Below are 22,039 nucleotides of genomic sequence, written 5' to 3' on the forward strand. Positions count from 1 at the left end.
GCCAGCCGGCAGAGCGATCAGGTGGCGCGAGCGGTCCGATCGGCAGCGGCTTTCACGGTCGTTTTCTCGGCCACGGTCGTTTTCTCGGCGCCTTTCCCAGCGGTTCGATCGGCAGCCTTCCTGGCCTCGCGCCGATTGCTGGCGATCTTCAATAGCGAGCCGACGATCCCGTTCGGCATCAAGGTCATGCACGCAATCAGGATACCACCATAGACCGCACCGGAGAACGCCTGGCCGAGATCCGAGGCATAGGACGGCACGAACTGCAGGAACAGGCCGGCCACCAAAGCTCCCCAGATCGTTCCGAGCCCGCCGACGACGATCGCCGCCAGGAAGCTGATCGACAGCATCAGCGTGAACGAGTCGGGGCCGATGAAGCCGATCGTAAAGGTCGCGAGTGCGCCACCGACGCCCGCCAGCATCGAACCGACCCCGAACACGATCACCTTGAGCCGGTTGACATCGACGCCCATCGACGATGCGGCGAGCTCGCTTTCGCGGATGCCGGCCAGCGCCCGGCCATTGCTGCCGCCGACGAAGTTCCTGACCAGCCAGAAGATGACGAGGGTGAACGCCAGTACCATGTAATAGATCCATGCGTCCTGGCCCAGAGTGAACCAGGCCGGCGGCACCGGTTTGTCGACCATCAGGCCGGCCGCGCCGCCGGTATAGGCCTTGAACTGCTTGACCAGCGGCACGACGGATACGGCCAGGACCAGCGTGATCAGGGCCAGATAGAGCCCCCGCAGCCGTTTGGCGGGATAACCCGCCAGCACGCCGAAGATGAATGTGACAACCGCCGCAATCAGGACCGCCACGACATCGTTGACACCCAGATACACGACGCTGAGCACGGCGGCATATGAGCCCAGTGCAAAGAAAGCGTTATGGCCGAGCGAGACCTGCCCGACATAGCCGGTGATCAGGTTGAGGCCCAGCGCCGCCACGGCATAGGTCATCACGCCGGTCAGCTGGAATGTCTGATATTCGGGGATCACAAGCGGCATGCCCAGCAGGATCAGCACCAGCACGAAGCCGACGCCGATCTTGGTGGCGACCACCTCACCGCGCGGGGCCGATTGCATGGCGGGAATTTCGATGCTGCTCATACGCGTATCACCACGGTGCTGCCGAACAGACCCTCTGGCTTGATGATCAGCACGGCCACGATCAGCATCAGCGGCAGCAATATCTGCAGATCGGAGCCGAGCCAGGGAAGATAAGCCATCGATAGCGCCTGCGAGATGCCGACGATGGCGCCACCAACCACCGCGCCGCGATAGCTCGTCAATCCGCCGACCACGGCCGCCGCGAAGGCATAGATGATGATGGCGCCCATCATGTTCGGATCGAGCGTCAGCTTCGGGCCAACCAGGAGGCCCGAGACCGCCCCAAGCCCGGCCGCGAGTCCCCATCCGATCGCCATCATTGCCGTGAAGGGAATGCCGACCAGCATGGCGGACGTGGCATTGGAGGCCGAGGCGCGGAGCGCGGTGCCCAGCCGCGTATGCTGCAACAGCAGGAACATGCCGATCGAGATCGCAATCAGAATCATGATCGTGCCGAGCAGTTCGGCATTGAACCTGAGCGCGCCGATGGCGAAGCTCTTCTCGGGGAACGGGCTCGGCAATGAGAGCTGCAGAAAACCCCACATCGCGCCGTCGAAACTGTTGAAGGCCAGGAACAGGCCGAGCGTGACGATGACGATCGTCAATTCATCCCGGTGCTGAACCGACCGGACCAGCAGCAGATAGGCCAGCACGCCAACCACCATCGACACGGCGATGGCGATGAGAAACGACCACCACAGCGGCACGCCCCAATCGACCATCTGCCAGGCGATATAAGCGGAGAATGTCGCCATCTCGCCTTGGGCGAAATTGGCGATGTTCGTCGTGCGGTAGATCAGCACCAGCGCAAGACCGAGCGACGCATAGATCGCGCCATCCCCGATGCCGTTGACGATCTGCTGAAAGAAATACTGCATCGCCAGTTTCTCGATTCAGTTGTTGGGCTCGCCTGCATGCGCCAAGATCGGTGGCAGATCCTCAGTTACCAAGATAGGCGGCGCGGACGCCGTCGTTCTCGGACACGTCCCGGGCCGTACCCGACAGCACCATCGAGCCGGTCTCGAGCACGTAGGCGTCATTGGCAATCTCCAAAGCCAGATTGGCGTTCTGCTCCACGATCAGCATCGCGATGCCTTGCAATCGGTTGACGCGTTGCAGCGCCTCGTAGAGATCGTCGATGATAACAGGCGCGAGCCCGAGCGACGGCTCGTCAAGCAGCATCACCCGCGGCTTGAGCATCAGCGCCCGACCGACGGCCAGCATCTGCTGCTCGCCGCCGCTGAGGCTGCCCGCCTTCTGCTTGCGGCGCTCGCGCAAGCGGGGAAACAGCGTGTACATCTGGTCGATGTCAACCGCGATCTCCGCCTTGTCGCGGCGACGGAATGCGCCGACCGCCAGATTGTCCTCGACCGTCAGGTCGCTGAACGTGCCGCGTCCCTGCACGCCGTGGGCGATGCCCAGCCGCGCGATCTGGTCGGGGCCGCGCCCCTTCAGGTCCTTGCCATCCAGCAGGATCTGGCCGGTATATTTGATCATACCGCTGACGGCGCGCAGCGTCGTCGTCTTGCCCGCACCATTGGCGCCGAGCAGCACGGCGATACTCTTTTCGCCGACTACGAGCGAAACGTGGTGCAGCACCGGGATGCGCCCGTAGCCGGCGCTAACGCCCTTGATCTCGAGAACGTTCACGCTGTTTCCCCAAATAGGCTTGGATGACGCGGGGGTCCGACTTCACGTCGGCCGGCTTGCCTTCGGCGATCTTGTTGCCGAAATCCAACACGATGATGTCGTCCGAGATGTTCATCACCATGCCCATGTGATGCTCGACCAGCAGCAAGGTCAGGCCGAATTCGTCGCGCACCCGGACCAGCGTGCGGGCGAGTTCATCGACCTCCGCATGCGACAGCCCGCCGGCCGGCTCGTCGAGCATCAGGAGCGAAGGACGCGACGCCAGCGCGCGGGCGAGCTCGACCCGCTTGAGCGTCGGATAAGGCAGGCTGTCGATGCGCTCATCGTGCAGGTGATCGAGCTGCAGGCGCGCCAGCAACTCCATCGCCGCGCGCCGCTGGGTGGTTTCTTCGAACCGTCGCGACACCGGCACGAACGGCGCGCGCAAGAGCGAGGTGCGGCCGTGGTGATAGCCTCCGAGCATCACGTTCTGCAGGACCGTCAGCGATTTCATCAGCGCGAGGTTCTGGAACGTGCGGGCAATGCCGAGCTTGGCGATGTCTTTCGACCGGTAGTGCGTGATGTCGGTCCCGTCGAAGGTGATTCGGCCTTCGGTCGGGTTGTAGAGCCGGCTGACGCAGTTGAACAAACTGGTCTTGCCGGCGCCGTTGGGGCCGATCAGGCCGCAGATGAGGTCCCGCCCCACCTGAAACGACAGCGCGTTGATCGCAACGAGGCCGCCGAACCTGAGCGACAGGTTGTCGACCGCCAGTTTCGGCGGCGCCGGTGAAGCCGACACCATCCGCGGAGACAGGTGAGCCGTTGAGCCGTTCATTTGATCTTCGTCCCCACGCTGAGGGCTAAAGAAATTGCCTCAGCCATCGCCGCGTTACAGGCCGAGGGCTGCTTCAGCCTGCTTGGCGACGATCGTCATATCCGAGCCTGGCGATGCGGTTGCCAGCGCCTTGGCCCAGATTGCCGCCGTCGTGCGCGAGAGCTGGGCATCGGATCCCATCGCATCGAACAGCGACATCGCCACGCGGACATCCTTCTCCATCAACGCGAGAGCGAAGCCGAACTGGAAGGTGCGCTCGATGACCGCCTTCTGCCAGACATGGGTGGTCTGGAAGCTCTGGCCGGACGACGCATCGATCACCTTGAGCATCGTCGCCGGATCGAGGCCGAACTTGGCGCCGACCGCGAAGACTTCGCTGGTGGCGACAAAGGCCGTGGCGGCGAGCAGGTTGTTCAGTGCCTTGACCGCATGGCCCGACCCGACCTTGCCGACCAGGAAGACCTTGGCGCCCATCTTCTGCAGCACCGGCAGCGCCCGATCGAAATCAGCCTGCGTACCGCCGACCATGATCGCCAGGCTCGCGGCCTCCGCCCCCTTGACGCCGCCGGAGACCGGTGCGTCGATGAAGCGGATCCCCTTCTTGGCCGCGATCTCCGCGTTCGCGACCGAATTGGTCGGCGCGGACGAGCTCATGTCGATCACCATGGCACCGGAAGGCAGATGGTCGAGCAGGCCCTTGCCGCCGTCGGCTCCGTGCAGCACCTGATCGACGATCGCGCTGGTCGGCAGCATCAGGATCACCGCATCGGCCGTGCTTATGCCGCTCACGCCATCGACGACCCGGCCACCACTCGCCTTGGCGGCCTCAGTGGCGCGAGCCGCATCGGTATCGTAGACGAGAATGTCGGCGATCCCCTTCAGATGCTTCACCATCTGGCTGCCCATGGCGCCGAGGCCAATGAATCCGATCGTCTTGAAAGTGTTGTTGGTCATGGACGTTGTCTCCTCGTTGCGACGTGTCATTGCGACTTGGCTGGGGGCTCGTAGTGCGGCGTCTTGCCCTCGTAGTTGAGGACAGGACCGACCGGCACGAACTTCACGCCGTCGAACTGGGAGATCTGCACGGACTCGATCGGGTAGCCGTCTTCGGCACCATTGGTGTTCAGCGTGATCCCATCGAGCATCAGCGGCTCCTTCTGGCCCTTCATGCTACGGGCCGCCTTCATGAAGGCCTCGCGGGTCGGCTGCTCCATCCGCTCGAACAGGCTCTTGGTCGCGTGGCAGGCATACCAGCCGGCTGCCGCGTTCTGGTCAGCGGGATTGAGCGAGCCGCCATATTGCTTGAGCTTGGCGACGTAGAGCTTCATGTCTTCGTCGTTTGCATAGGCCGGATTGGTCTGGTCCTTCATCCACTGGCCGCTGTAGACGCCCTTGGCCGTCTCGACCCCTGCCGGCTCGAACACGCCGCCGATGCTCGATCCGACACCCCAGATGATGTGCACCGGCTTCCAGCCGATCGCCGTCATCTGCTTGAGAGCCTGCACGACGAATTTGGGCGTAGTCGCATCGACGAATAGATCAGCACCAGAAGCGGCAAGCCGGCTGATCTTCGCATTGATCGTCGGTTCGCTGTAGGTGTGCTCCTCGCGAGCGACGATGTTGAGGCCAAGTTCCTTGGCCGACTTCAGGAACGCGTCGGCAAAGAACGGACCGCCGCTGTCATCGTTGAGCAGCGCGATCTTGGCGTCCGGAAATTTCTGCTTGATGAACGCCGCATAGATGGCGGCTTCGGTGTTATAGGCCAGCCACGCGGCCATGGTCCAAGGGTTCTTTTCGACCTCGGACTTTGCGCCGAACATCGGTCCGCCCGTTGCGATGAACATCTGCGGCACGTGCTCGCCATTGTAGAACGGCCGTGATCCAAGGTTGGCGCCGGTCCCGACATTACCGACGACCGCGAACACCTTCGACTGGCTCACGAGCCGGCGGGCGTTCTGCAACGCGCGCGCGGGCTCCATCGCATCATCCAGTATCTCGAGCCGGACCTTGCGCGTCTTGCCGTCGCCGAACTTGACGCCGCTTTGCTCGGCATTGAGGTAATTGAAGCACGCTTCCGTGCCGCGGGCGATCGCGCCGTAACCCGCATTCGGGCCTGACAATGCGGCCGAGATGCCTATCACGATTTCAGTATCGGTGATGCCGTTCTCTGCGAACGCCGGTGCGACGATGGTGGCTGCGCCCAGCCCCACCGCTAATGACAGCAGACAAGCCCAGGCATCGCGTGGCCGCGAGTGCGACATTCGTCTTCCTCCCTGATCTTTTTTGGGTGCTTAGGCGCCCTTGGGGCAAATTAAGACACGAAGTATTTTTTCAATCAAGCTATATATATTTATAGGGCGCCTAAGGATATTGCACCGCACGTGCAACGAGCGGCTTTGCGGATCACGTGACCCTCACCTTCTGCCGGGTCGTGTCTTCAGAATCCGGCGCAATGGACTTGCGCTCGCCAGGCTTGCGCAGGACATGTGCGATCTGCAGTCCGAGCGGAAGCAGCAGGAGCGCCAGCCCAGCCACGACAAGGCTCGTCACGAGTCCGTTGGCAAAGAATACTCCGAGCGATCCCTTGGACAGCAGCATCGACTGCCGGAAGGCATCCTCGGCCTTGTCGCCGATGACGATCGCAAGCACCAGCGGCGCCAACGGATAGAACAGCTTCTTGAAGAGATAGCCGACGACGCCGAAGCCGAGCATCATGATAACGTCGAGATAGGAGTTCGATACCGAATAGGCGCCGACGACACAGATGATCACGATCAGGGGCGCAATGATGACAAACGGAATCCGCATCAAGGCGGCGAATATCGGAACGGTGAGCAGCACCAGCGCAACCGCGACGATGTTGCCCACATACATCGAGGCGATCAGTCCCCAGACAAAATCCTTCTGGTCGACGAAAAGCATCGGCCCGGGATTGAGGCCCCAGATCATCAAGCCGCCCATCATCACCGCGGCGGTGGCCGATCCGGGAATGCCGAGCGACAGCATCGGCAGAAGCGCGCTTGTGCCCGCGGCGTGATCGGCGGTCTCCGGCGAAATGATCCCCTCGATCTCACCAGTGCCGAAATGCTGGCCGCGGCGCGAGAAGCGACGTGCGATGCCGTAGCTCATGAAGGAGGCCGCGGTCGGTCCGCCCGGCGTGATCCCCATCCAGCATCCAATCGCCGCGCTACGCAGCAAGGCTATGCCGTGCCGTGGCAGGCGGACGACCGCGCGCAAGACCTCCCTCCAATCGATCTTTGAGGAGACCCCGCGCGCGTGAACCTCCTCTTCGACCGCGACCAGGAGTTCGCCGATGCCGAACAGTCCCATCACCGCCACGACGAAGCTGACGCCTTTCACCAGCTCGTCGACGCCCATTGTCAGGCGCACACTGCCGGAGACGGTATCGATGCCGATCGCAGCGATGGCAAAGCCGATTGCGAGGGCGACAACGGTCTTGATCGGTGCTGCGCCACCCATGCCGACAAAGCTGGCGAAGGCGAGGAAATAGACGGCGAAGTATTCCGGCGGCCCGAAGGCGAGCGCGACCCTGGCTACCCATGACGCCAAAAAGGTGATCAAGACAACGCCTACCAGCGCGCCGAACGCGGCCGAACCGAAAGCGGTGGCGAGCGCCGTCGTCGGCCTGCCATCGCGCGCCATCGGATAGCCGTCGAAGGTGGTGGCGACCGACGATGGCTCTCCGGGGATATTGAACAGGATCGAGGTGACGGAGCCGCCGAACAGCGCGCCCCAATACATGCTCGAGAGCAGGATGATCGCCGACACCGGCTGCATGCCGAAGGTCAGCGGCAGCAGCAGCGAAACGCCGTTCGGCGCGCCCAGGCCGGGCAGTACGCCGACGAGAATGCCGAGCAGGACGCCGATCACCATCAGCGCCAGATGCGGCATGGTGACTGCGATGGTGAAGCCGTGCAGGAGCTCGTGGAGATTTTCCATTCGCTCTCTCCGTCAAAGCCCGAAAGCTGCGGCGAACGCACCGTGTGGCAGGGTCACCTGGAACAGGCGCTCGAACACCACATAGAGCGCAAGCGGCGTTGCCAATGCCATCACCAGCGAGCGAAGCAACGATTGATGCCCCGGTAGCGCCAGGACTGTGAAGACGTAGCCGGCTGAAGCCGGATACATCCCGACGATCGGGATGAGCGCCACGAAGAGCGCGGCAGGCACGAACAGCCCGGCGAGGCGGCGCAGCTCGATTGCCGTGATGGCCACGGGAACGCTTGCCAGCGTGCCGCCCGGCAGATAGCCGCGGGCGAGATTGTAGAGGCTGCCGACGACAATGATGACGCCGATGACGAACGGAAACGTGCCGGCATCGACGCCGGCGGCCGTCCAGCCGATGCCATTATCGATGCTGGACACGAGAACAGCGACACCGAAACTTCCGGTGAGGATGGCTGTCGCTATCTCAAGAGCACGGCGCGATATCATCGACTGCTCCAGCCCGCCGCTACAAATTGCGTTATCTCGGGCGGCTCACTTCACGAGCCAGCCCTGCTCGGCAGCGACCTGCTTCAGGTGATCGAGATCCTGCTTGATGAAGCTGTCGAAGTCAGCTCCGGTCAGAAAGGTATCGACCTGCAACGTCTTCTCGATGTAGTCCTTCCATTCCGGCGTCGCCTGCACCTTTTTCATCAGCTCGACATAGAAGGCGATCTGATCGGGCGTGACCTTCCCGGGCAACCAGACGGTGCGCGGCTGCTCATATTGCGGAATGTCGAGCCCCTGCTCGACGCAGGTCGGAATGTCGCTCCAGCCCTCGATCGCCGTGATCTTCGGACCCTGCGGCAGTCGCTTCGGACTGAAGGCACAGAGCGGACGCTGCATTCCGCCCCGCCATTGTCCGAGGCTTTCGCTGGGATTGTTGACGTGGGAGTCGATATGACCGCCCGCGAGCTGCACGGCGGCTTCCGCGCCGCTCTTGAACGGAATGTAGGTCAATTTGATGTGGCCGATCTTCTCGATCATGCGAGTCAGCACTTCGTCGGTATCCTTCGACTGCGCGCCACCCATCTTGAATTCACTTGCGGCCGCCGCCTTCAGATAGTCGCTCACCGTCTTGTACGGTGCATCCTGCTTGACCCAGAGCAGAAACTCATCCTGCGCTATGGCCGCGATCGGGGTGAGGTCGGTGTAGTTGAAGGCGACCTTGGACACGAGCGGCTGCTGCCAGGCGTTCGAGGTGCCGAAGATCACCTTGTGGGGATCGCCGGCTGACGCCTTGCCGTACACATAGCCCTCCGCGCCACTGCCGCCGCCCTTGTTGACAACCACGATCGGCTGGTCGGTGAGCTTGTATTTGGTGATGATGCTCTGCACCGCGCGCGCCAGATTGTCGGTGCCGCCACCCGGCCCCGCCGTGGCGACGAACTCGATCGGTTTCCGCGGCTGCCACGCGGCACTGGCTGGAAGCGTCCCAGCCAGCACGATGCCCGCTGCGGACAGCAACAGCCTCGACATGACGTTCATGGTTCCCTCCGGCTGATTTTTTGTTTTGGTTTGTTGTTTTTGGGTCGTATCCCGCGAACGCGGTGATCAGGCGAGCTCCTCGCGACGGCTCGATGCCAAAACGATTGCACCTTCCTTCTCAAGTGCTTCGATCTGGCTTTCGTCGAACCCATATTCGGAGAGCACCTCGCGCGTATGCTCGCCATAGACCGGCGCACCGGATCGAACCTTGCCCGGTGTCGCCGAGAACTTGATCGGGAGCCCAATCGTCCTCACTGGCCCGAGCGTCGAATGCTCGACCTCGACGACCATCTCGCGCGCCAGGGTCTGCGGATCGCTCAACGCTTCGAGCATGTCGTGGACCGGACCGCACGGCACGCCCTTTTCCTCCAGAGCGGCGAGCCAGTGGGCGCGCGTGCGGGTGCAAAAACGCTGGCTCAGGACCGCCTCGAGCTCCTTCAGATGCGCCATGCGATCGGCGCCGGTCACGAAGCGCGGATCGGACGCTAGCTCGGTTGCGCCCAGCGCCTCCAACATCAAGAGCCAGTTCTTGTTGTTGGCACCGCCGACGACGAGCCAGCCGTCCGACGCCTCGAACGCCTGGTATGGTGCGTTGAGCGGATGCGCCGAGCCCATCGCGCGCGGCGCGGTGCCGGTGGCGAGCGCGATCGTCGATTGCCAGTAGGTCTGCACCAGCGCCGCCTCAAAGAGCGATGTCTCGACCCACTGCCCTTCACCGGTCTTGAGACGATGGGTGTAGGCCCCCAGTATTCCCATGCAGGCCAAAAGACCGGCAGTGATGTCCGACAACGGAGGACCACACTTCACGGGCGGGCCGTCCGGCCGTTCGCCGGTGAAGCTCATGATCCCGCTCATGGCTTGGGCAACCAGGTCGAAGCCGCGGCGATGCTTGTACGGCCCGGTGCGGCCGAACCCCGAGAGCGAGCAGTAGATCAGCGCCGGAAATTCCTCGTGCAGTTCCTGATAGCCGAAGCCCAGCCGCTCCATGGCGCCCGGCGCGAAATTCTCGACCAGCACATCGGCGCTTGCGATCAGCCGCCGCAGCACCTCTTTGCCGCCGGCGGTCTTCAGATCCAGCACGATGCCGCGCTTGTTGCGGTTCATCATCAGGAAGGAGGCCGCCTCGTCGCCGATCTTGGGCGGCACCGAATGACGGGTGTCATCGCCGTTTGGCCACTTCTCGATCTTGATGACGTCGGCCCCCATGTCGGCGAGCATCAGCGTGCAGGTCGGTCCCGCCATGACGTGGGTGAGGTCGACGACCTTGAGGCCGGCGAGCGGGCCCGCGGATTGCGATTGATGACGCTGCATGGCCATACCCCCTATCGTCCGCGCCATTGCGGCGCGCGCTTGTTGAGAAATGCGTCCAGGCCCTCGCGGAAATCCTCGCTCATGTAGCACATGACGATCAGGTCCTCGCCCTCCTCGCGCGTCAGGCGCTTCTGCAGGCGCGCCACCGCCTGCTTCGTCGCGTTGAGCGTCAGCGGCGCATGCCCGGCGAGAAGCCGGGCGACCTCATCGGCACGCCTGTCAAGCGCCGCGAGATCGTCGACCACTTCCGTGAGCAGGCCGATCGCCGCGGCCTCCGCGGCTTCGACGAGCCGTGCGGTGAAGATCAGATCCTTGACGCGCGCCGGTCCCACGAGCGCGGTGAGCCGACTGACGTTCGACATCGACAGACAATTGCCGAGCGTCCGGCCAATCGGAAAGCCGATCTGCGCGCTCCTGGTGCCGATGCGCAGATCGCAGGCCGCGGCGATGCCGGCGCCGCCGCCGGTGCAGAAGCCGTTGATCGCCGCGATCGTCGGGACCCGGCACTGTTCGAGCTTGGTGAGCACGCGGTCGATGCGGTTCTCGTAGTCGAGCGCGTCCTGCGGCGTCTTGAAGGCGCGGAACTGGTTGATGTCTGTTCCCGACGCAAAGGCCTTGTCGCCCGCGCCGCGAAGCACCAGCACCTTAATCGTTTGATCGCTATTGGCCTGCTCACAGATCTCGGCGAGCCGCTCATACATTGCGAAGGTGAAGGCGTTTCTGGCCTGAGGACGGTTGAACGTCAGCCGCCCAATGCCGCCCTCGATCTCGAAAACGAGGTTTTCGACAACGTCCTGGTGCATTTTCCTCTACCTATCGTTTTGCGGATTTTGAATGCAAAATCTGGAATTATCAAGCTGGAACTTGGGAATCGTCGATGATATCGTCTATTTTGAATTCAAAATGGGTTCGCCAAGATGCTGCATGAGGAGGTCGTCAGCCGCATTCGCGCGATCCTGCTCGACGGCGAGATCCCGCCAGGGGCCCGGATCCCCGAGCGCGAGTTGTGCGACAGGCTGCAGATCTCGCGCACACCGCTGCGCGAAGCACTCAAGGTGCTCGCGGCCGAAGGTCTCGTCCAATTGCTGCCCCATCGCGGCTCGCGCGCCGCCCGGCTTACCGACAGGGACATGCGCGACCTGTTCGAGGTCTGTCAGGGTCTCGAGGCGCTCGCCGGCGAGCTCGCCTGCGAGCGGATCACGGATGCGGAGATCGGCGAGCTCGCCGCAACGCACGAAGCGATGGCGCGGCATTACCGTGACCGCGATCTAATTCAATACTATCGTTGCAACCGGGCCATTCACGAGGCGATCGTCGCGGCGGCCGGCAATCCCGTGCTCATCGGCCTGTACAATTCGGTCACGGCACGCATCCGTCGCGCGCGCTATGTTACTCCCATGACGCCGGACCGCTGGGCATTAGCGATGAAGGAGCATGAAGCCATCCTCAACGCACTGCAGCGTCGCGATGGGATTGGTCTCTCTCATATCTTACGCGCACATCTTCGCCACAAGCGCGAGGAGGTGTTGCAGGCGGGCTTCGTGGAAACGGAAAGCACTGATCTTACAATGCAGGATCGACTCCGAGCCTGAGGCCGGCTCGAGCTGTGAAGTCCGGAGCAGAATGGCGCACTGGCAGCTTTGGCGATCACGCGGCATCCGATAATGTGCGCAATCAACAGGGGATCTCGATGAATTTTTCCAGCTACTTTGCGCGGGTCGTCGCGCTTATCGGCGGTGTTGCGCTCTTGTGGCGTCGGTTGCAGGGGGCTACGCCCAAACCGGCATGGGGCGACACCCCGCAGATCCCGTTGGCGAAGTCGCAGGGCGCGATCCCGACGCTCAAGATGCCGACCGCCAGAGGGTGGACTGAAGGGCAGAAGCCGACGGCTGGACCGGGGCTGAAGGTCAACGCGTTCGCAAAGGGGCTGGATCATCCGCGCTGGATCGACGTGCTGCCCAATGGCGACGTCCTCATTGCCGAGGCGACGCAGGTCGCAGGCCCTCCCAGGAGCATGTTCCACTATGCGATGCAGGCGACGATGAGACGCGCCGACGCACTTGGCGTCAGCGCGAACCGCATCACGCTGTTGCGCGATCTGGATGGCGACGGCGTCGCAGAAATACGCGAGACATTCATGGAGGGGCTGAACCAGCCGTTCGGCATGGCGCTGGTGGGCGAAACGTTCTATGTCGGCAATACCGACGGCGTCGTGGCGTTTCCGTATGCCGTGGGCGCGAGCCGCATCACCGCCGAAGGGCGGAAACTCGTCGACTTCAAGCCTGCCGGGCACTGGACGCGGAGCCTGCTACCGAGCCCCGATGGCAAGAAGCTCTATGTCGGGGTCGGCTCGCTCAGCAACATCGCCGAGATGGGCATGGAGGTGGAAGAAGGCCGGGCCTGCATCTATGAGCTCGATCTTGCGAGCGGCAACAGCCGCATCTTTGCCAGTGGCCTGCGCAACCCCGTGGGCCTCGCATGGGAACCGCAGACCGGCGTGCTCTGGACGGTGGTCAACGAGCGCGATGGGCTCGGCGACGAGACCCCTCCCGATTATCTGACCTCGGTCCGCGACGGAGGCTTCTACGGCTGGCCCTATTGCTACTGGGCGCAGACGGTTGACGATCGCGTCCCGCAGGACCCGAACTTGGTCGCAAAGGCCATTACACCGGACTACGCACTTGGCGGGCACACGGCATCGCTCGGTTTGTGCTGGTTGCCGGCCGGCACACTTCCGGGCTTTCCGGATGGCATGGCAATCGGACAACACGGCTCCTGGAATCGCAGCACGCTGAGTGGCTACAAGGTCGTGTTCGTGCCCTTCGAGAACGGGCGCCCGTCCGGGCCGCCGCGCGACATTTTGAGCGGATTCCTCGCACCCGATGAGCGGGAATCCTACGGACGGCCGGTCGGCGTCACGCTCGGCCCCGACGGTTCGGTTTTGGTGGCGGACGATGTTGGCAATGTGATCTGGCGCGTAACCGGCGAGTGACGCGGCGTTGAGATCTGATCAACGGCCACGACGGCCTGCGCCGTCTCCAGGCCGCTGGCCAGCGCAGCCTCAACGGTGCCCATGTCCCGTCCACGGTAGAGCGCCTCGCCGGAGAGGAGAATCGCGGTAACATCCGAGCTCGCCAGCGCCAGTTGCGCTTCGCGCGTTGCAGGCGTGGCGTACGAATAGGCTCCGCGCGCAAACGGATCGCGCGCCCAGTTGATCGCTCGCGCCGCGACGAGATCCCGCATCAGTGCCTGGGGAGAAAGTCCGAAGATACCGGCGAGCGAGGCGATCCCTGTTTCGACCAGTGCATTCTCGTCGAGGTGGGGCATCCCTGCCGTTTTCGGACCAGCGATCCACCCGGTCAGCACGGGACGCTCAGGCGAACACTGTGTCCACCAGACCGGAATCGTCTCGTCCGATAGCAGAAACAACAGATCGGATAGATCCCTCTCCGTGCTGCTAGTCCACCAATGCGTCTTGAAACGAAGTAGAATTTTTATGACGTTGCCGAAGCCGATGTTCGCAGCCGCTGCCAGCTTCTCGCGTACCGCATGCGGAAACGCGATGTCTTGCAGAAGCGGAAGGGGTACGGTGAGAATGACCCTATCGCCGGTGTAGCTGCGGCCGTTGACGCAATGGACCAATGCACGCCGATCGGTCGCCTCGATCGCGCTGACCACGCTGTTCAGATGAATGACGGCGTTTTGCTTCCGGCATTCGTCCGCCAGATAGGCGATCAAGGCGCCATAGCCTCCGGCGATGCGGACTTGCGGGCCCGGTCCTCTGTTCATCCATTCGTCGCGAAGCGCCAAGATGCTCGCCATGGCAGGGTCGGCCGCGTCATAGCCCTCGACCATTCGCACAATGGAATGCCGCAACCGACTGTGCTCGGGACCGGCAAAGTATCGCTCCAGGAAATCAGCGACGGTGACGTCGGCTTTCAATTCCGCCAAGGCCTGGTGAAAATGGTCGGCACCGAGATCGGGCGCTTCGTCTTGCGAGAACGCTCCACGCTCCACGTTCCATCGCGTCCCATAAACCGGTACCAGCGAAAGCCCGGCTTCGCGTAATAATGCACGCGTCACAGGCGCCTCGCCGTGGACGAATTCGGCCCCGCCTTCCGCCGGATATCCGAACTCCCCGGTCGCAAGCGGATAGATGCGCCCGCCGCACCGGTCGCGCGCTTCCAGTAGCGTCACCTTCTTGCCCGCACGTCCCAGCTCGCGGGCGGCCATCAGGCCTGCGGCGCCCGCACCAATGACGATGATATCGGAATGCAGGGTGTCCATGTTGGGCGCGCCAGTCAGAGAGCCACGTTCCGGATCCGGTACCCGAGCGACAATGTCCTGCCGTCCACACTGACGGCCACGAGGCGGACAACAACTGGTTTCATGTGAATCCTTCCCGGAACTTAAGATCGACGGTCGGCTGTCTCTTCACTTGCGGTATCGTCAACATAATCAATGGAGACGCCAGCGATAGGGCTTCGAATGCTCAAATATTCTTAGGTCAGCCCTATCGGCTTGGTCCCCGCTCAGCCCGGCAGGAACGCGGTTTGGTCGCTGCCGCGATCCTGTATGCTCACGATCTTCGCGCCATAAAGCTCTTCCAGCTGCGCGCGCTCAAGCACCGCGCGCACGTCCCCCTCAGCAACGCATCCGCCCCGGCGCAGCAGGAAGGCCCGGTTGGCAGCGCGCATCGCATGGTTGGGATCATGCGTTGTGAACAATACGCCATGGCCGGATGCGACGAGCGCGCCGATCTCCCGCATCACGCGCCCCTGATTGCCGAAATCGAGGCTTGCGGTCGGCTCATCCAGCACGACGAATTGCGGCTCCTGTGCAAGCGCGCGCGCCAGAAGCGTAAGCTGGCGTTCGCCACCCGAGATCATCGTGTAGGGACGGTTGGCCAGATGCACGATTCCAAAGCGCTCCAGCATGCGCCGCGCGACCGCACGGTCGGCGGCGCTCGGTCGGGTGAAGAGCGTCCCGTGCGCAGTGCGTCCCATCAGCACCACCGTCTCCACCGTGAAGCCAAAGGTCGCCGCATGCGATTGCGGCACATAGGCGATGCGTCGCGCGCGATCGCGAGCGGTATAGCTCGTCAGCGGACGATCGCCGAGCCGCACTTCGCCGCTTAAGGGCCTCAACAGGCCAAGCAGCGTCTTGAGCAGCGTGGTCTTGCCGCCGCCGTTCGGGCCCAGTAACGCCAGCGCCTCGCCTGTTTTCAAAGAGACATCCAGGTGGCTTCCAACCACCAGGTCACGATAACCAATGGTCAGATTATGCGCTGAGAGAATCATTCCGCGGACCAGGTCTTCGAGACGCTGGCGAGCAGCCAGATGAAGAATGGCGTGCCGACCAGGGCGGTGAGAATACCGAGCGGAATCTCGACTGCGGCCGCGGTGCGGGCGAGCGTGTCGATCAGAAGCAGGAATCCGCCTCCGATCAGTGCCGCGGCGGGGATCAGCCGCCCGAAATCGGGCCCTACCAGCGTGCGCGCGATGTGCGGCACCACGAGGCCCACCCAGCCGATAATGCCGGCGGTCGCAACGCTTGCGGACGTGACCAGTGTCGCCGCCGCCACGATGGCGATACGCAAGGGTCCCGTCGGCACGCCGAGCGCGCGCGCCTCCTCGTCAGGTAACGACATCACGTTCATGCGCCAGCGCAGGGTAAGCAGCGCCAGAGTGCCCAGCGCGACAGGTCCGAACAGCGGGACAAGATCGGAAGGTCCCGTGGCGGCGAGGCTGCCGAGCAGCCAGAACGTCATGGCGGGAAGCTGGTTGTAGGGATCGGCCAGATATTTTATCAAGCCGACGCCTGCGCCGAGGAGTGCGCCGATGACGACGCCGGCGAGCACCAGCACCAGTACGGGGTCCCGCGCCCGGACCGCCGATCCGACGGCATAGACTGCAGCGACCGCAACGAGCCCGCCGACAAACGCCAGCGCCTGGATCGCGAACACGCCCAGCGAAACAAAGATGCCGAGCACGGCACCGAGGGCTGCGCCGGACGAAGCGCCGAGAATATCGGGCGAGACCAGCGGATTGCGAAACAGCCCCTGGAATGCAGTGCCGGCGACCGCGAGCGCGGCGCCCACGAGACCTGCCGCGATGATGCGGGGACCGCGCACCTGCCAGATCACGCTCTCAACCGCGGGCGGCACGTTTGGCGCGTGGCCGGTCAGCTTTGCAGCGACGACCGCAAAGAGATCGCTGACGCTGACCGGATAACGCCCGACGGTGAATGCGAGCAGTAATCCCAAAATGAGGATAAGGGAGGAGATCAGGAAGCCGGGTGCGCTGGAGCGAGCCATCATGACAAACTATCACCCGCGGCCATCGAGCACACGGTCGATATCGGCGTCTGACGGCGTCACATGATAGAAGCGCGAATAGAAGTCACGCGTGAGCCCGCGGACGTCTTCATCGAAATGATCGGGATAAAGGATCTTGGCCAGCCACCAGAGCCCGATCAGCCGGTTGACCGACGGCGGAAAATCGACCCAGCCGAACGGCAGCTTTGGCGCCAGATGCACGCGACCGGCGCGTACTGCGTCGACTTGCCTCCATTGCGCATCGTTTTGCACATTTGCAGCAAAGTCGCGGTCGATGGTGACGATCACCTGCGGATTCCAGACGAGCACCTGCTCGACGGACACCGTGGCGAGCCCGCCCCGGGTTTCGGCCGCAACGTTGCGCGCGCCCAGGAACTCGATCGTCTCCACATTGATCGAGCCGCCAAGCCCAGTCTCAAGCCCGCGTGGCCCACGCGCGTAATAGACGCGGGGGCGCTGGTCTTCCGGCACCCGGTCGATCCGCGCCTTGATCGTTGCGAGAGTTGTTTCGCTGTAAGCTGCGAACGGCTCCGCATCGCGGTGCGTCAACGCCCCCAGCAAACGATAGGCGGACGCGGTCGCCTCGAACCGCCCGTCGAGCAATGCATACGGGATTCCGGTCTGCTCCTGGACGCGCGCGGCAAGCGAAGCAAAAGTCGGTGTGGTCGAGCCGACATCGAGGAGGAGATCAGGTTTGAGCGCGAGCACCGATTCCAGGTTGGCGGTGTTGCCGCGGCCGGTCAGGCGTCCGACCTCGGGGCGCGTGCAGATCTCGGGCAGCATGAACGCGCATTCCTCGGCCCGATTGGCGCGTGGCCAGCCAAGCAGCAGATCCGGCGCCAGGGTATAGAGCAGGATCGCGGCCGGCGGCCCAGCCGGGAATACACGCATGACGGTTTCGGGAATTGTGATGACGCGGCCGGCAGCGTCAGTGATACTGGCTGCACGCGCGACTGAAGGCACGAGCAGCATCGCGGAAGCCGTAAGGAGCGCGCGTCGCGTGAGGCTCATGTCCACTGTCCATCTCTCTCGGCTGGCTCGCCCCTACCACTACGTGCCTTTGACCACGGCATGCCCGTTTCAGGGCCTACCGTGAGCTTGAGCCATCGATGGTCTCATTGGCTATCGGAATGGCCATGTCGATTATGCTGCGCCGCGGTGCTCGCCCTTCCCGAACGCTTGGCACTCAAGGATATTGACGCGCAGTCTTCACGGCAAGTGTGGCAGATCTCCCGCACGCAGTTCGACGACGTCGAGACCCTCGAGCCCGCTGCCGGCCGCTTCATAGACCTTGTCCGCCGCGGCGCGCGCCATGTCGTAGCCGACTACCTGCATCATGTCGACGCGTTTCGTACAAGCAGAGCGGTGGTAGGGGACGGCTTCCTCAACCTTCTCCCTTGGCTGCGTCCCGCCCATACCAATGGCCAAGCAGCAGGATGAGCAATCCGGCGAGCAACATCGGGATCGCAGCAACATAGAGAATATGTTGCGGGCTCAAGTGGGACGCGAGCAACGCGCCGATCAACAGCGGGCCACCAATGCCCCCTAACCTGCCGATGCCAAGCGCCCAACCCACACCGGTGGACCTGATCGCGGTCGGGTAATAAATCGCCGCCAGCGCGATCACGCTCTTCTGTCCGCCGCTGACGCAAAACCCGGCACAGAACGCAGCCACGATCATGATCCAGCCCGGCTTGTCGATCGAATAGCCGAACGACAGAACGAACAGGACGCCCGCCAGATAAACGGTGGCAAGTGACCCATGGGGCCCGATGCGGTCCATCGCCGGTCCGATCGCGAATGCGGCGACGATGCCGCCAACAGTGGTCATGGTGGTAGCGAGCGCCACCGTGTTGAGAGAATGGCCGACATTCGTCAGCATCGATGGCAGCCAGCTTTGCAGCGCGTAGAACTCCGCAAGGTTCAACACGAATACGATCCAGATCACCAGCGTTCCCGCTGCGCGCCCGGATGAGAACAGACTCCCAACTGCGCCGCGCCGCTCGGCCACCTCGGTGACGAACTGTGTCGGCCCCTCTACTGGCAGCGCACCATCCACACGGCGCACCACGCGCCAGACTGCATCCGGCTTCGCTTTGGTGCGAATGAGGAAATCCATCGACTCCGGCAAGAACATCAGCGCCAGGATCGCGATGAGCATGGGCGCCGCGCCGCCGATCCACAGCATCGAGCGCCAGCCATATTCAGGAATAGCCCACGCAGCGACAGCGCCGGCTGCGACGAAGCCCAGCGAGAAGCCGCAATAGATCGCCAGCACGAACGTCGCGCGCAAGCGAGCAGGACTGAACTCGGTCGTCAACGCGATGGCGCTTGGCACCACCGAGCCAAGCGCAATACCGGTAACGAAACGAAGCGCTATCAATTCAGTGACATTGGTCGCAAAGACTGTCGCAATCGTCAGAAGTGCGAATGCAAACGTCGAGATGACCACGAGCTTGCGATGGCCGAAGCGGTCCGATAGCGGCGAGACCAGCAGATATCCAACCATCAGTCCAGTCAGCGCCGATGAGAAGATCGGCCCGAGCAATTCTCTAGAGAGCTCCCACTCTCTTGCGATCGACGGCGCCATATAGCTAATGGCCTGTGTGTCAAAGCCATCGAGGAACATGACGAGACCACACAAAACCACAATGCCATATTGCGTGACGCCGGTGCGGCGCGAGTTGATGAAGGATGGGACGTCAAAAGCAACTTCGGTACTACTCATTTCCCCACCTTTGCTGGCCAAAATGATCTGGTCCAATTTGTTTTTTGATCTTGGAACGGCGCGCCTATCGCGCCCCGCTGCAGGCACGAAGACGCGCGCAGAAACTGTCAGCCCGCAGCTTGCAGGACCTGAACCGATGTTGTGTCGGACGATCCGCTCGGGACGAACGCATCGGCGTAAAAGTGATCGCTGGGCAATCCGCAGCGCGTGGTGAATTCATTGCGCGCGGCTTCGATCATCATCGGATTCCCGCAGGCATAGACGTGCCGGCCCGATAGATCGGTAACATCCTCGAGCACCGCGGCGTGAACCAGTCCACGACGTCCGGTCCAGTTCGCGTCAGCTTCAGACAGCACCGGAATGAACGTGAACCATGGATAGCGCTTCGCCCATTTTTCACAGATCTCCGCGAGATAAAGATCGGCGCTGGTGCGTCCGCCCCAATAGAAACGCACCTCGCGGTTGAGCCGACGCCGGATCATGTCATCGAGCATGGACTTCAACGGTGCAAAGCCTGTACCGGTCGCGACGAATACGTAACGCGCCTGATCGTCCTCGCGCAGGTAGAAATCGCCGAACGGCAGCTCGACCTCGAGTTCGTCGTCAAGCTGCAAGGAGGCCAGCACTTTCTCGGAGAACGCGCCGCCGGGCACATGACGAATGTGCAGTTGCACGCCGTCACTCTCCTGAGGCGCATTGGCCATCGAAAAGCTGCGCTCGTGGCCCTCGCGCGTGCGGATGCGCAAATACTGCCCGGCCTTGAACTTGGCACGAATGCTGGCCCGGAAGCGCAATTGCAGGATGGCTACATCATCGGCCGGGCGCGACATGCGAAACACCCGCGCCCGGATCTTCTTCCGCACCAGCGGATCATGACGCTGAATGCGCCGCGGCCGGATGACGAGATCGCTCTTGGCGGTGGCCGTGCAGAACAGGACTTTTCCGGTCGGGCCCGTCATTTCTTTCGAGCGTTGTTTGACATCCCCCTTGCTCAGAAAGCCCTCACAGGATGCGCAGACACCCTTTCTGCAGGAGTAGGGCATCGTGTAGCCTGCACGCTCCGCTGCGACGAGAATGCTTTCGCCGTCATTGCACGTGAAGCTGATGCCGGCGTCTTCGACCGCGATCGTGTGGGTCATGGCGTTTCCTTGAATTGACTGGCACCGGCGACGAGCTGGATGCAGCGCAGGACGGGCGTGGGATCGGCAATGCCTTTCCCCGCAATATCGAAGGCACTGCCATGGCCGACACTTGAAAACATCAGGCCCGCACCGATCGACATTGCCGCCGAATTCCGGCCCGCCAGCAGCTTGATCGGAATGTGCCCCTGGTCGTGATACATCGCCACGAACGCGTCGAAGCCCTGCTGACCTAGCATCAGATCAGCCCCCACCGGCCCCTCGATATCGATGTTTTCCGCCTTCAGCCGCTCGACCAACGGCTTGACGATGCGATCGTCATCATCGCCGAAGAGACCACCTTCGCCAGCGTGCGGATTGACGCCAAAAACACCAAGCCTGGGATTGGGAATACCGAGATTTCGCAGGGCATCGATCGTTGTGCGAATAGCGCGCTCGATCAGCGTTGGCGTAAGCCGGTCGAGCGCATTGGCAAGCCGCTCGTGCAATGTCACGTGAACGATGCGCAAGCCGGCGCCGACGAGCATGAGGAACACTTCATCCTCCGGCACCTTCTTCAGCCGTGCCAGGAGGCTCGGATAACCGGAAAACTTGATGCCGGCGGCATTCACGTTAGTCTCTGAGTGCGGACACGCTACGATGCTGTGAGCGCGCCCTTCTCTCATTAGATCGAGTCCCGCCTCGACATAGGCGACGGTGGCGCGGCCCCCCTCCGCGCGCCCGTGCCCAGGCGTGAAGGCTTTTAGGTCAAGCGCGGCAACAGGATGATAGAACAACGGCTGCTTGTCGGTGGATGCCCCGGCCTGCGTCAGAGTCCGTCCCGGCGCAAATTTGTCTGCGTAGAAGCGGATGACATGCTCATCGCCAACCAGGATTGGAGATGAGCCGGGCTGCGCTTCCGTACACAGTACCGCAGCCTTCACCGCAATTTCAGGGCCGATGCCATTGGGATCGCCAATGGTCACCGCAACGGACTTCGGGGTCATAACGGCAGCGCCAGCAGCGTGTCGATCCGGGAGCTGTCGCATACGACAGTCCGCTCTTGCAGTTGCGCCGATCGGTCCGCGATCTCATAGACATCGAAATAGCGGCCGGTGGCGTAGATCGACGTGTCGCCATCCTGCAGGATGCGCGCCACCAAGAATGAGGTTTCGCTGCGCACCTTTGCTCCGTCTTCCGACAAGATCGACGGCTGTCCGAGAATGTGACGATAAGTCTGTCGCTCATAGATATTGGCTTCGCGCAGCGCCGAGACGCGATCAGTCAGCATGCCGCGGGAGTTAGCAAACACGATGCCGGCCTCGAGCCCGTCGCGATAATTCGATGCGGTCGTGATCCTGTAGAGGCACGGGCCATGAAACAGGCTCGGCCATTCCTCGAGGCGATCGTCATCGATGCAGCGCGCGTACTTCGCCTGCGCTTCGATGATGTATTGCAGAACGCTGCTGGTCATCACGG

Annotated in this window: 22 protein-coding genes; 2 read left to right on the forward strand and 20 right to left on the reverse strand. The window is 62.8% G+C overall.

Annotated elements, in window-relative coordinates; translation table 11 throughout:
* Window positions 1-17 precede the first annotated feature (17 nt).
* The 11 genes from I6F35_RS15640 to I6F35_RS15690 form a co-directional block, all read right to left on the reverse strand.
* Window positions 18-1,109 (reverse strand): branched-chain amino acid ABC transporter permease, encoded by a 1,092-nt coding sequence (locus I6F35_RS15640; protein WP_225118576.1) that lies wholly within the window; start codon window positions 1,107-1,109, stop codon window positions 18-20.
* Complete coding sequence (locus tag I6F35_RS15645; protein ID WP_225118577.1) at window positions 1,106-1,987, reverse strand: branched-chain amino acid ABC transporter permease; 882 nt, start codon at window positions 1,985-1,987, stop codon at window positions 1,106-1,108. Before I6F35_RS15645 ends, I6F35_RS15640 begins: the two co-directional genes overlap by 4 nt.
* A 61-nt stretch (window positions 1,988-2,048) precedes the next feature.
* Window positions 2,049-2,759, reverse strand: a complete 711-nt coding sequence (locus tag I6F35_RS15650) for an ABC transporter ATP-binding protein (protein ID WP_225118578.1) — start codon at window positions 2,757-2,759, stop codon at window positions 2,049-2,051.
* On the reverse strand, window positions 2,731-3,573 hold the full coding sequence (locus tag I6F35_RS15655) for an ABC transporter ATP-binding protein (protein WP_225118579.1): 843 nt from the start codon (window positions 3,571-3,573) through the stop codon (window positions 2,731-2,733). The genes I6F35_RS15650 and I6F35_RS15655 overlap by 29 nt, the downstream gene beginning before the upstream one ends.
* A 54-nt stretch (window positions 3,574-3,627) precedes the next feature.
* Window positions 3,628-4,557, reverse strand: a complete 930-nt coding sequence (locus tag I6F35_RS15660; RefSeq protein ID WP_225118580.1) for an NAD(P)-dependent oxidoreductase — start codon at window positions 4,555-4,557, stop codon at window positions 3,628-3,630.
* Window positions 4,554-5,834 carry an ABC transporter substrate-binding protein gene (locus I6F35_RS15665; protein ID WP_225118581.1) on the reverse strand — a complete coding sequence of 427 codons (1,281 nt, stop codon included), beginning with the start codon at window positions 5,832-5,834 and terminating at the stop codon, window positions 4,554-4,556. Before I6F35_RS15665 ends, I6F35_RS15660 begins: the two co-directional genes overlap by 4 nt.
* A 142-nt stretch (window positions 5,835-5,976) precedes the next feature.
* Complete coding sequence (locus I6F35_RS15670) at window positions 5,977-7,533, reverse strand: tripartite tricarboxylate transporter permease (RefSeq protein WP_225118582.1); 1,557 nt, start codon at window positions 7,531-7,533, stop codon at window positions 5,977-5,979.
* Between the two features lie 12 nt (window positions 7,534-7,545).
* Window positions 7,546-8,028: a tripartite tricarboxylate transporter TctB family protein gene (locus tag I6F35_RS15675; RefSeq protein WP_225118583.1), complete on the reverse strand. Its 483-nt coding sequence runs from the start codon at window positions 8,026-8,028 to the stop codon at window positions 7,546-7,548.
* 45 nt (window positions 8,029-8,073) lie between these two features.
* Window positions 8,074-9,066, reverse strand: coding sequence for a tripartite tricarboxylate transporter substrate binding protein (locus I6F35_RS15680; protein WP_225118584.1), 993 nt, complete (start codon window positions 9,064-9,066; stop codon window positions 8,074-8,076).
* Between the two features lie 66 nt (window positions 9,067-9,132).
* The gene (locus I6F35_RS15685) at window positions 9,133-10,377 is read right to left on the reverse strand and encodes a CoA transferase (RefSeq protein WP_225118585.1); all 1,245 of its coding nucleotides are present in this window, start codon (window positions 10,375-10,377) and stop codon (window positions 9,133-9,135) included.
* 11 nt (window positions 10,378-10,388) lie between these two features.
* The gene (locus I6F35_RS15690; RefSeq protein WP_225118586.1) at window positions 10,389-11,180 is read right to left on the reverse strand and encodes an enoyl-CoA hydratase/isomerase family protein; all 792 of its coding nucleotides are present in this window, start codon (window positions 11,178-11,180) and stop codon (window positions 10,389-10,391) included.
* A gap of 114 nt (window positions 11,181-11,294) precedes the next feature.
* Between I6F35_RS15690 and I6F35_RS15695 the strand changes: the two genes are divergently transcribed.
* Window positions 11,295-11,969: a GntR family transcriptional regulator gene (locus tag I6F35_RS15695; protein WP_225118587.1), complete on the forward strand. Its 675-nt coding sequence runs from the start codon at window positions 11,295-11,297 to the stop codon at window positions 11,967-11,969.
* Between the two features lie 98 nt (window positions 11,970-12,067).
* Window positions 12,068-13,369 (forward strand): sorbosone dehydrogenase family protein, encoded by a 1,302-nt coding sequence (locus tag I6F35_RS15700; RefSeq protein ID WP_225118588.1) that lies wholly within the window; start codon window positions 12,068-12,070, stop codon window positions 13,367-13,369.
* Here I6F35_RS15700 and I6F35_RS15705 read toward each other — a convergent pair.
* The 9 genes from I6F35_RS15705 to I6F35_RS15740 all read right to left on the reverse strand — a co-directional run bounded on the left by I6F35_RS15705 (window position 13,273) and on the right by I6F35_RS15740 (window position 22,034).
* Window positions 13,273-14,664, reverse strand: coding sequence for an NAD(P)/FAD-dependent oxidoreductase (locus I6F35_RS15705; RefSeq protein WP_225118589.1), 1,392 nt, complete (start codon window positions 14,662-14,664; stop codon window positions 13,273-13,275). The two genes, I6F35_RS15700 and I6F35_RS15705, sit on opposite strands and share 97 nt — an antisense overlap.
* A gap of 245 nt (window positions 14,665-14,909) precedes the next feature.
* Window positions 14,910-15,677 carry an ABC transporter ATP-binding protein gene (locus I6F35_RS15710; protein WP_225118590.1) on the reverse strand — a complete coding sequence of 256 codons (768 nt, stop codon included), beginning with the start codon at window positions 15,675-15,677 and terminating at the stop codon, window positions 14,910-14,912.
* The gene (locus tag I6F35_RS15715) at window positions 15,674-16,693 is read right to left on the reverse strand and encodes an iron ABC transporter permease (protein WP_225118688.1); all 1,020 of its coding nucleotides are present in this window, start codon (window positions 16,691-16,693) and stop codon (window positions 15,674-15,676) included. Before I6F35_RS15715 ends, I6F35_RS15710 begins: the two co-directional genes overlap by 4 nt.
* A gap of 12 nt (window positions 16,694-16,705) precedes the next feature.
* Window positions 16,706-17,725 (reverse strand): iron ABC transporter substrate-binding protein, encoded by a 1,020-nt coding sequence (locus I6F35_RS15720; RefSeq protein WP_225118591.1) that lies wholly within the window; start codon window positions 17,723-17,725, stop codon window positions 16,706-16,708.
* Window positions 17,726-17,923: 198 nt separating this feature from the next.
* Window positions 17,924-18,052, reverse strand: coding sequence for a hypothetical protein (locus I6F35_RS40185; RefSeq protein WP_275945465.1), 129 nt, complete (start codon window positions 18,050-18,052; stop codon window positions 17,924-17,926).
* A 46-nt stretch (window positions 18,053-18,098) separates the two neighbouring features.
* On the reverse strand, window positions 18,099-19,478 hold the full coding sequence (locus tag I6F35_RS15725) for an MFS transporter (protein WP_225118592.1): 1,380 nt from the start codon (window positions 19,476-19,478) through the stop codon (window positions 18,099-18,101).
* A gap of 71 nt (window positions 19,479-19,549) precedes the next feature.
* Entirely contained in the window at window positions 19,550-20,581 is a 1,032-nt protein-coding gene (locus I6F35_RS15730; protein ID WP_225118593.1) for a 2Fe-2S iron-sulfur cluster-binding protein, read from the reverse strand.
* Window positions 20,578-21,567 carry a 4-hydroxythreonine-4-phosphate dehydrogenase PdxA gene (locus I6F35_RS15735; protein WP_225118594.1) on the reverse strand — a complete coding sequence of 330 codons (990 nt, stop codon included), beginning with the start codon at window positions 21,565-21,567 and terminating at the stop codon, window positions 20,578-20,580. Before I6F35_RS15735 ends, I6F35_RS15730 begins: the two co-directional genes overlap by 4 nt.
* The gene (locus I6F35_RS15740) at window positions 21,564-22,034 is read right to left on the reverse strand and encodes an aromatic-ring-hydroxylating dioxygenase subunit beta (RefSeq protein WP_225118595.1); all 471 of its coding nucleotides are present in this window, start codon (window positions 22,032-22,034) and stop codon (window positions 21,564-21,566) included. Before I6F35_RS15740 ends, I6F35_RS15735 begins: the two co-directional genes overlap by 4 nt.
* Window positions 22,035-22,039 lie beyond the last annotated feature (5 nt).

This window comes from Bradyrhizobium sp. BRP22 (genome assembly GCF_020194175.1).
In the GTDB taxonomy this organism is placed as follows: domain Bacteria; phylum Pseudomonadota; class Alphaproteobacteria; order Rhizobiales; family Xanthobacteraceae; genus Bradyrhizobium.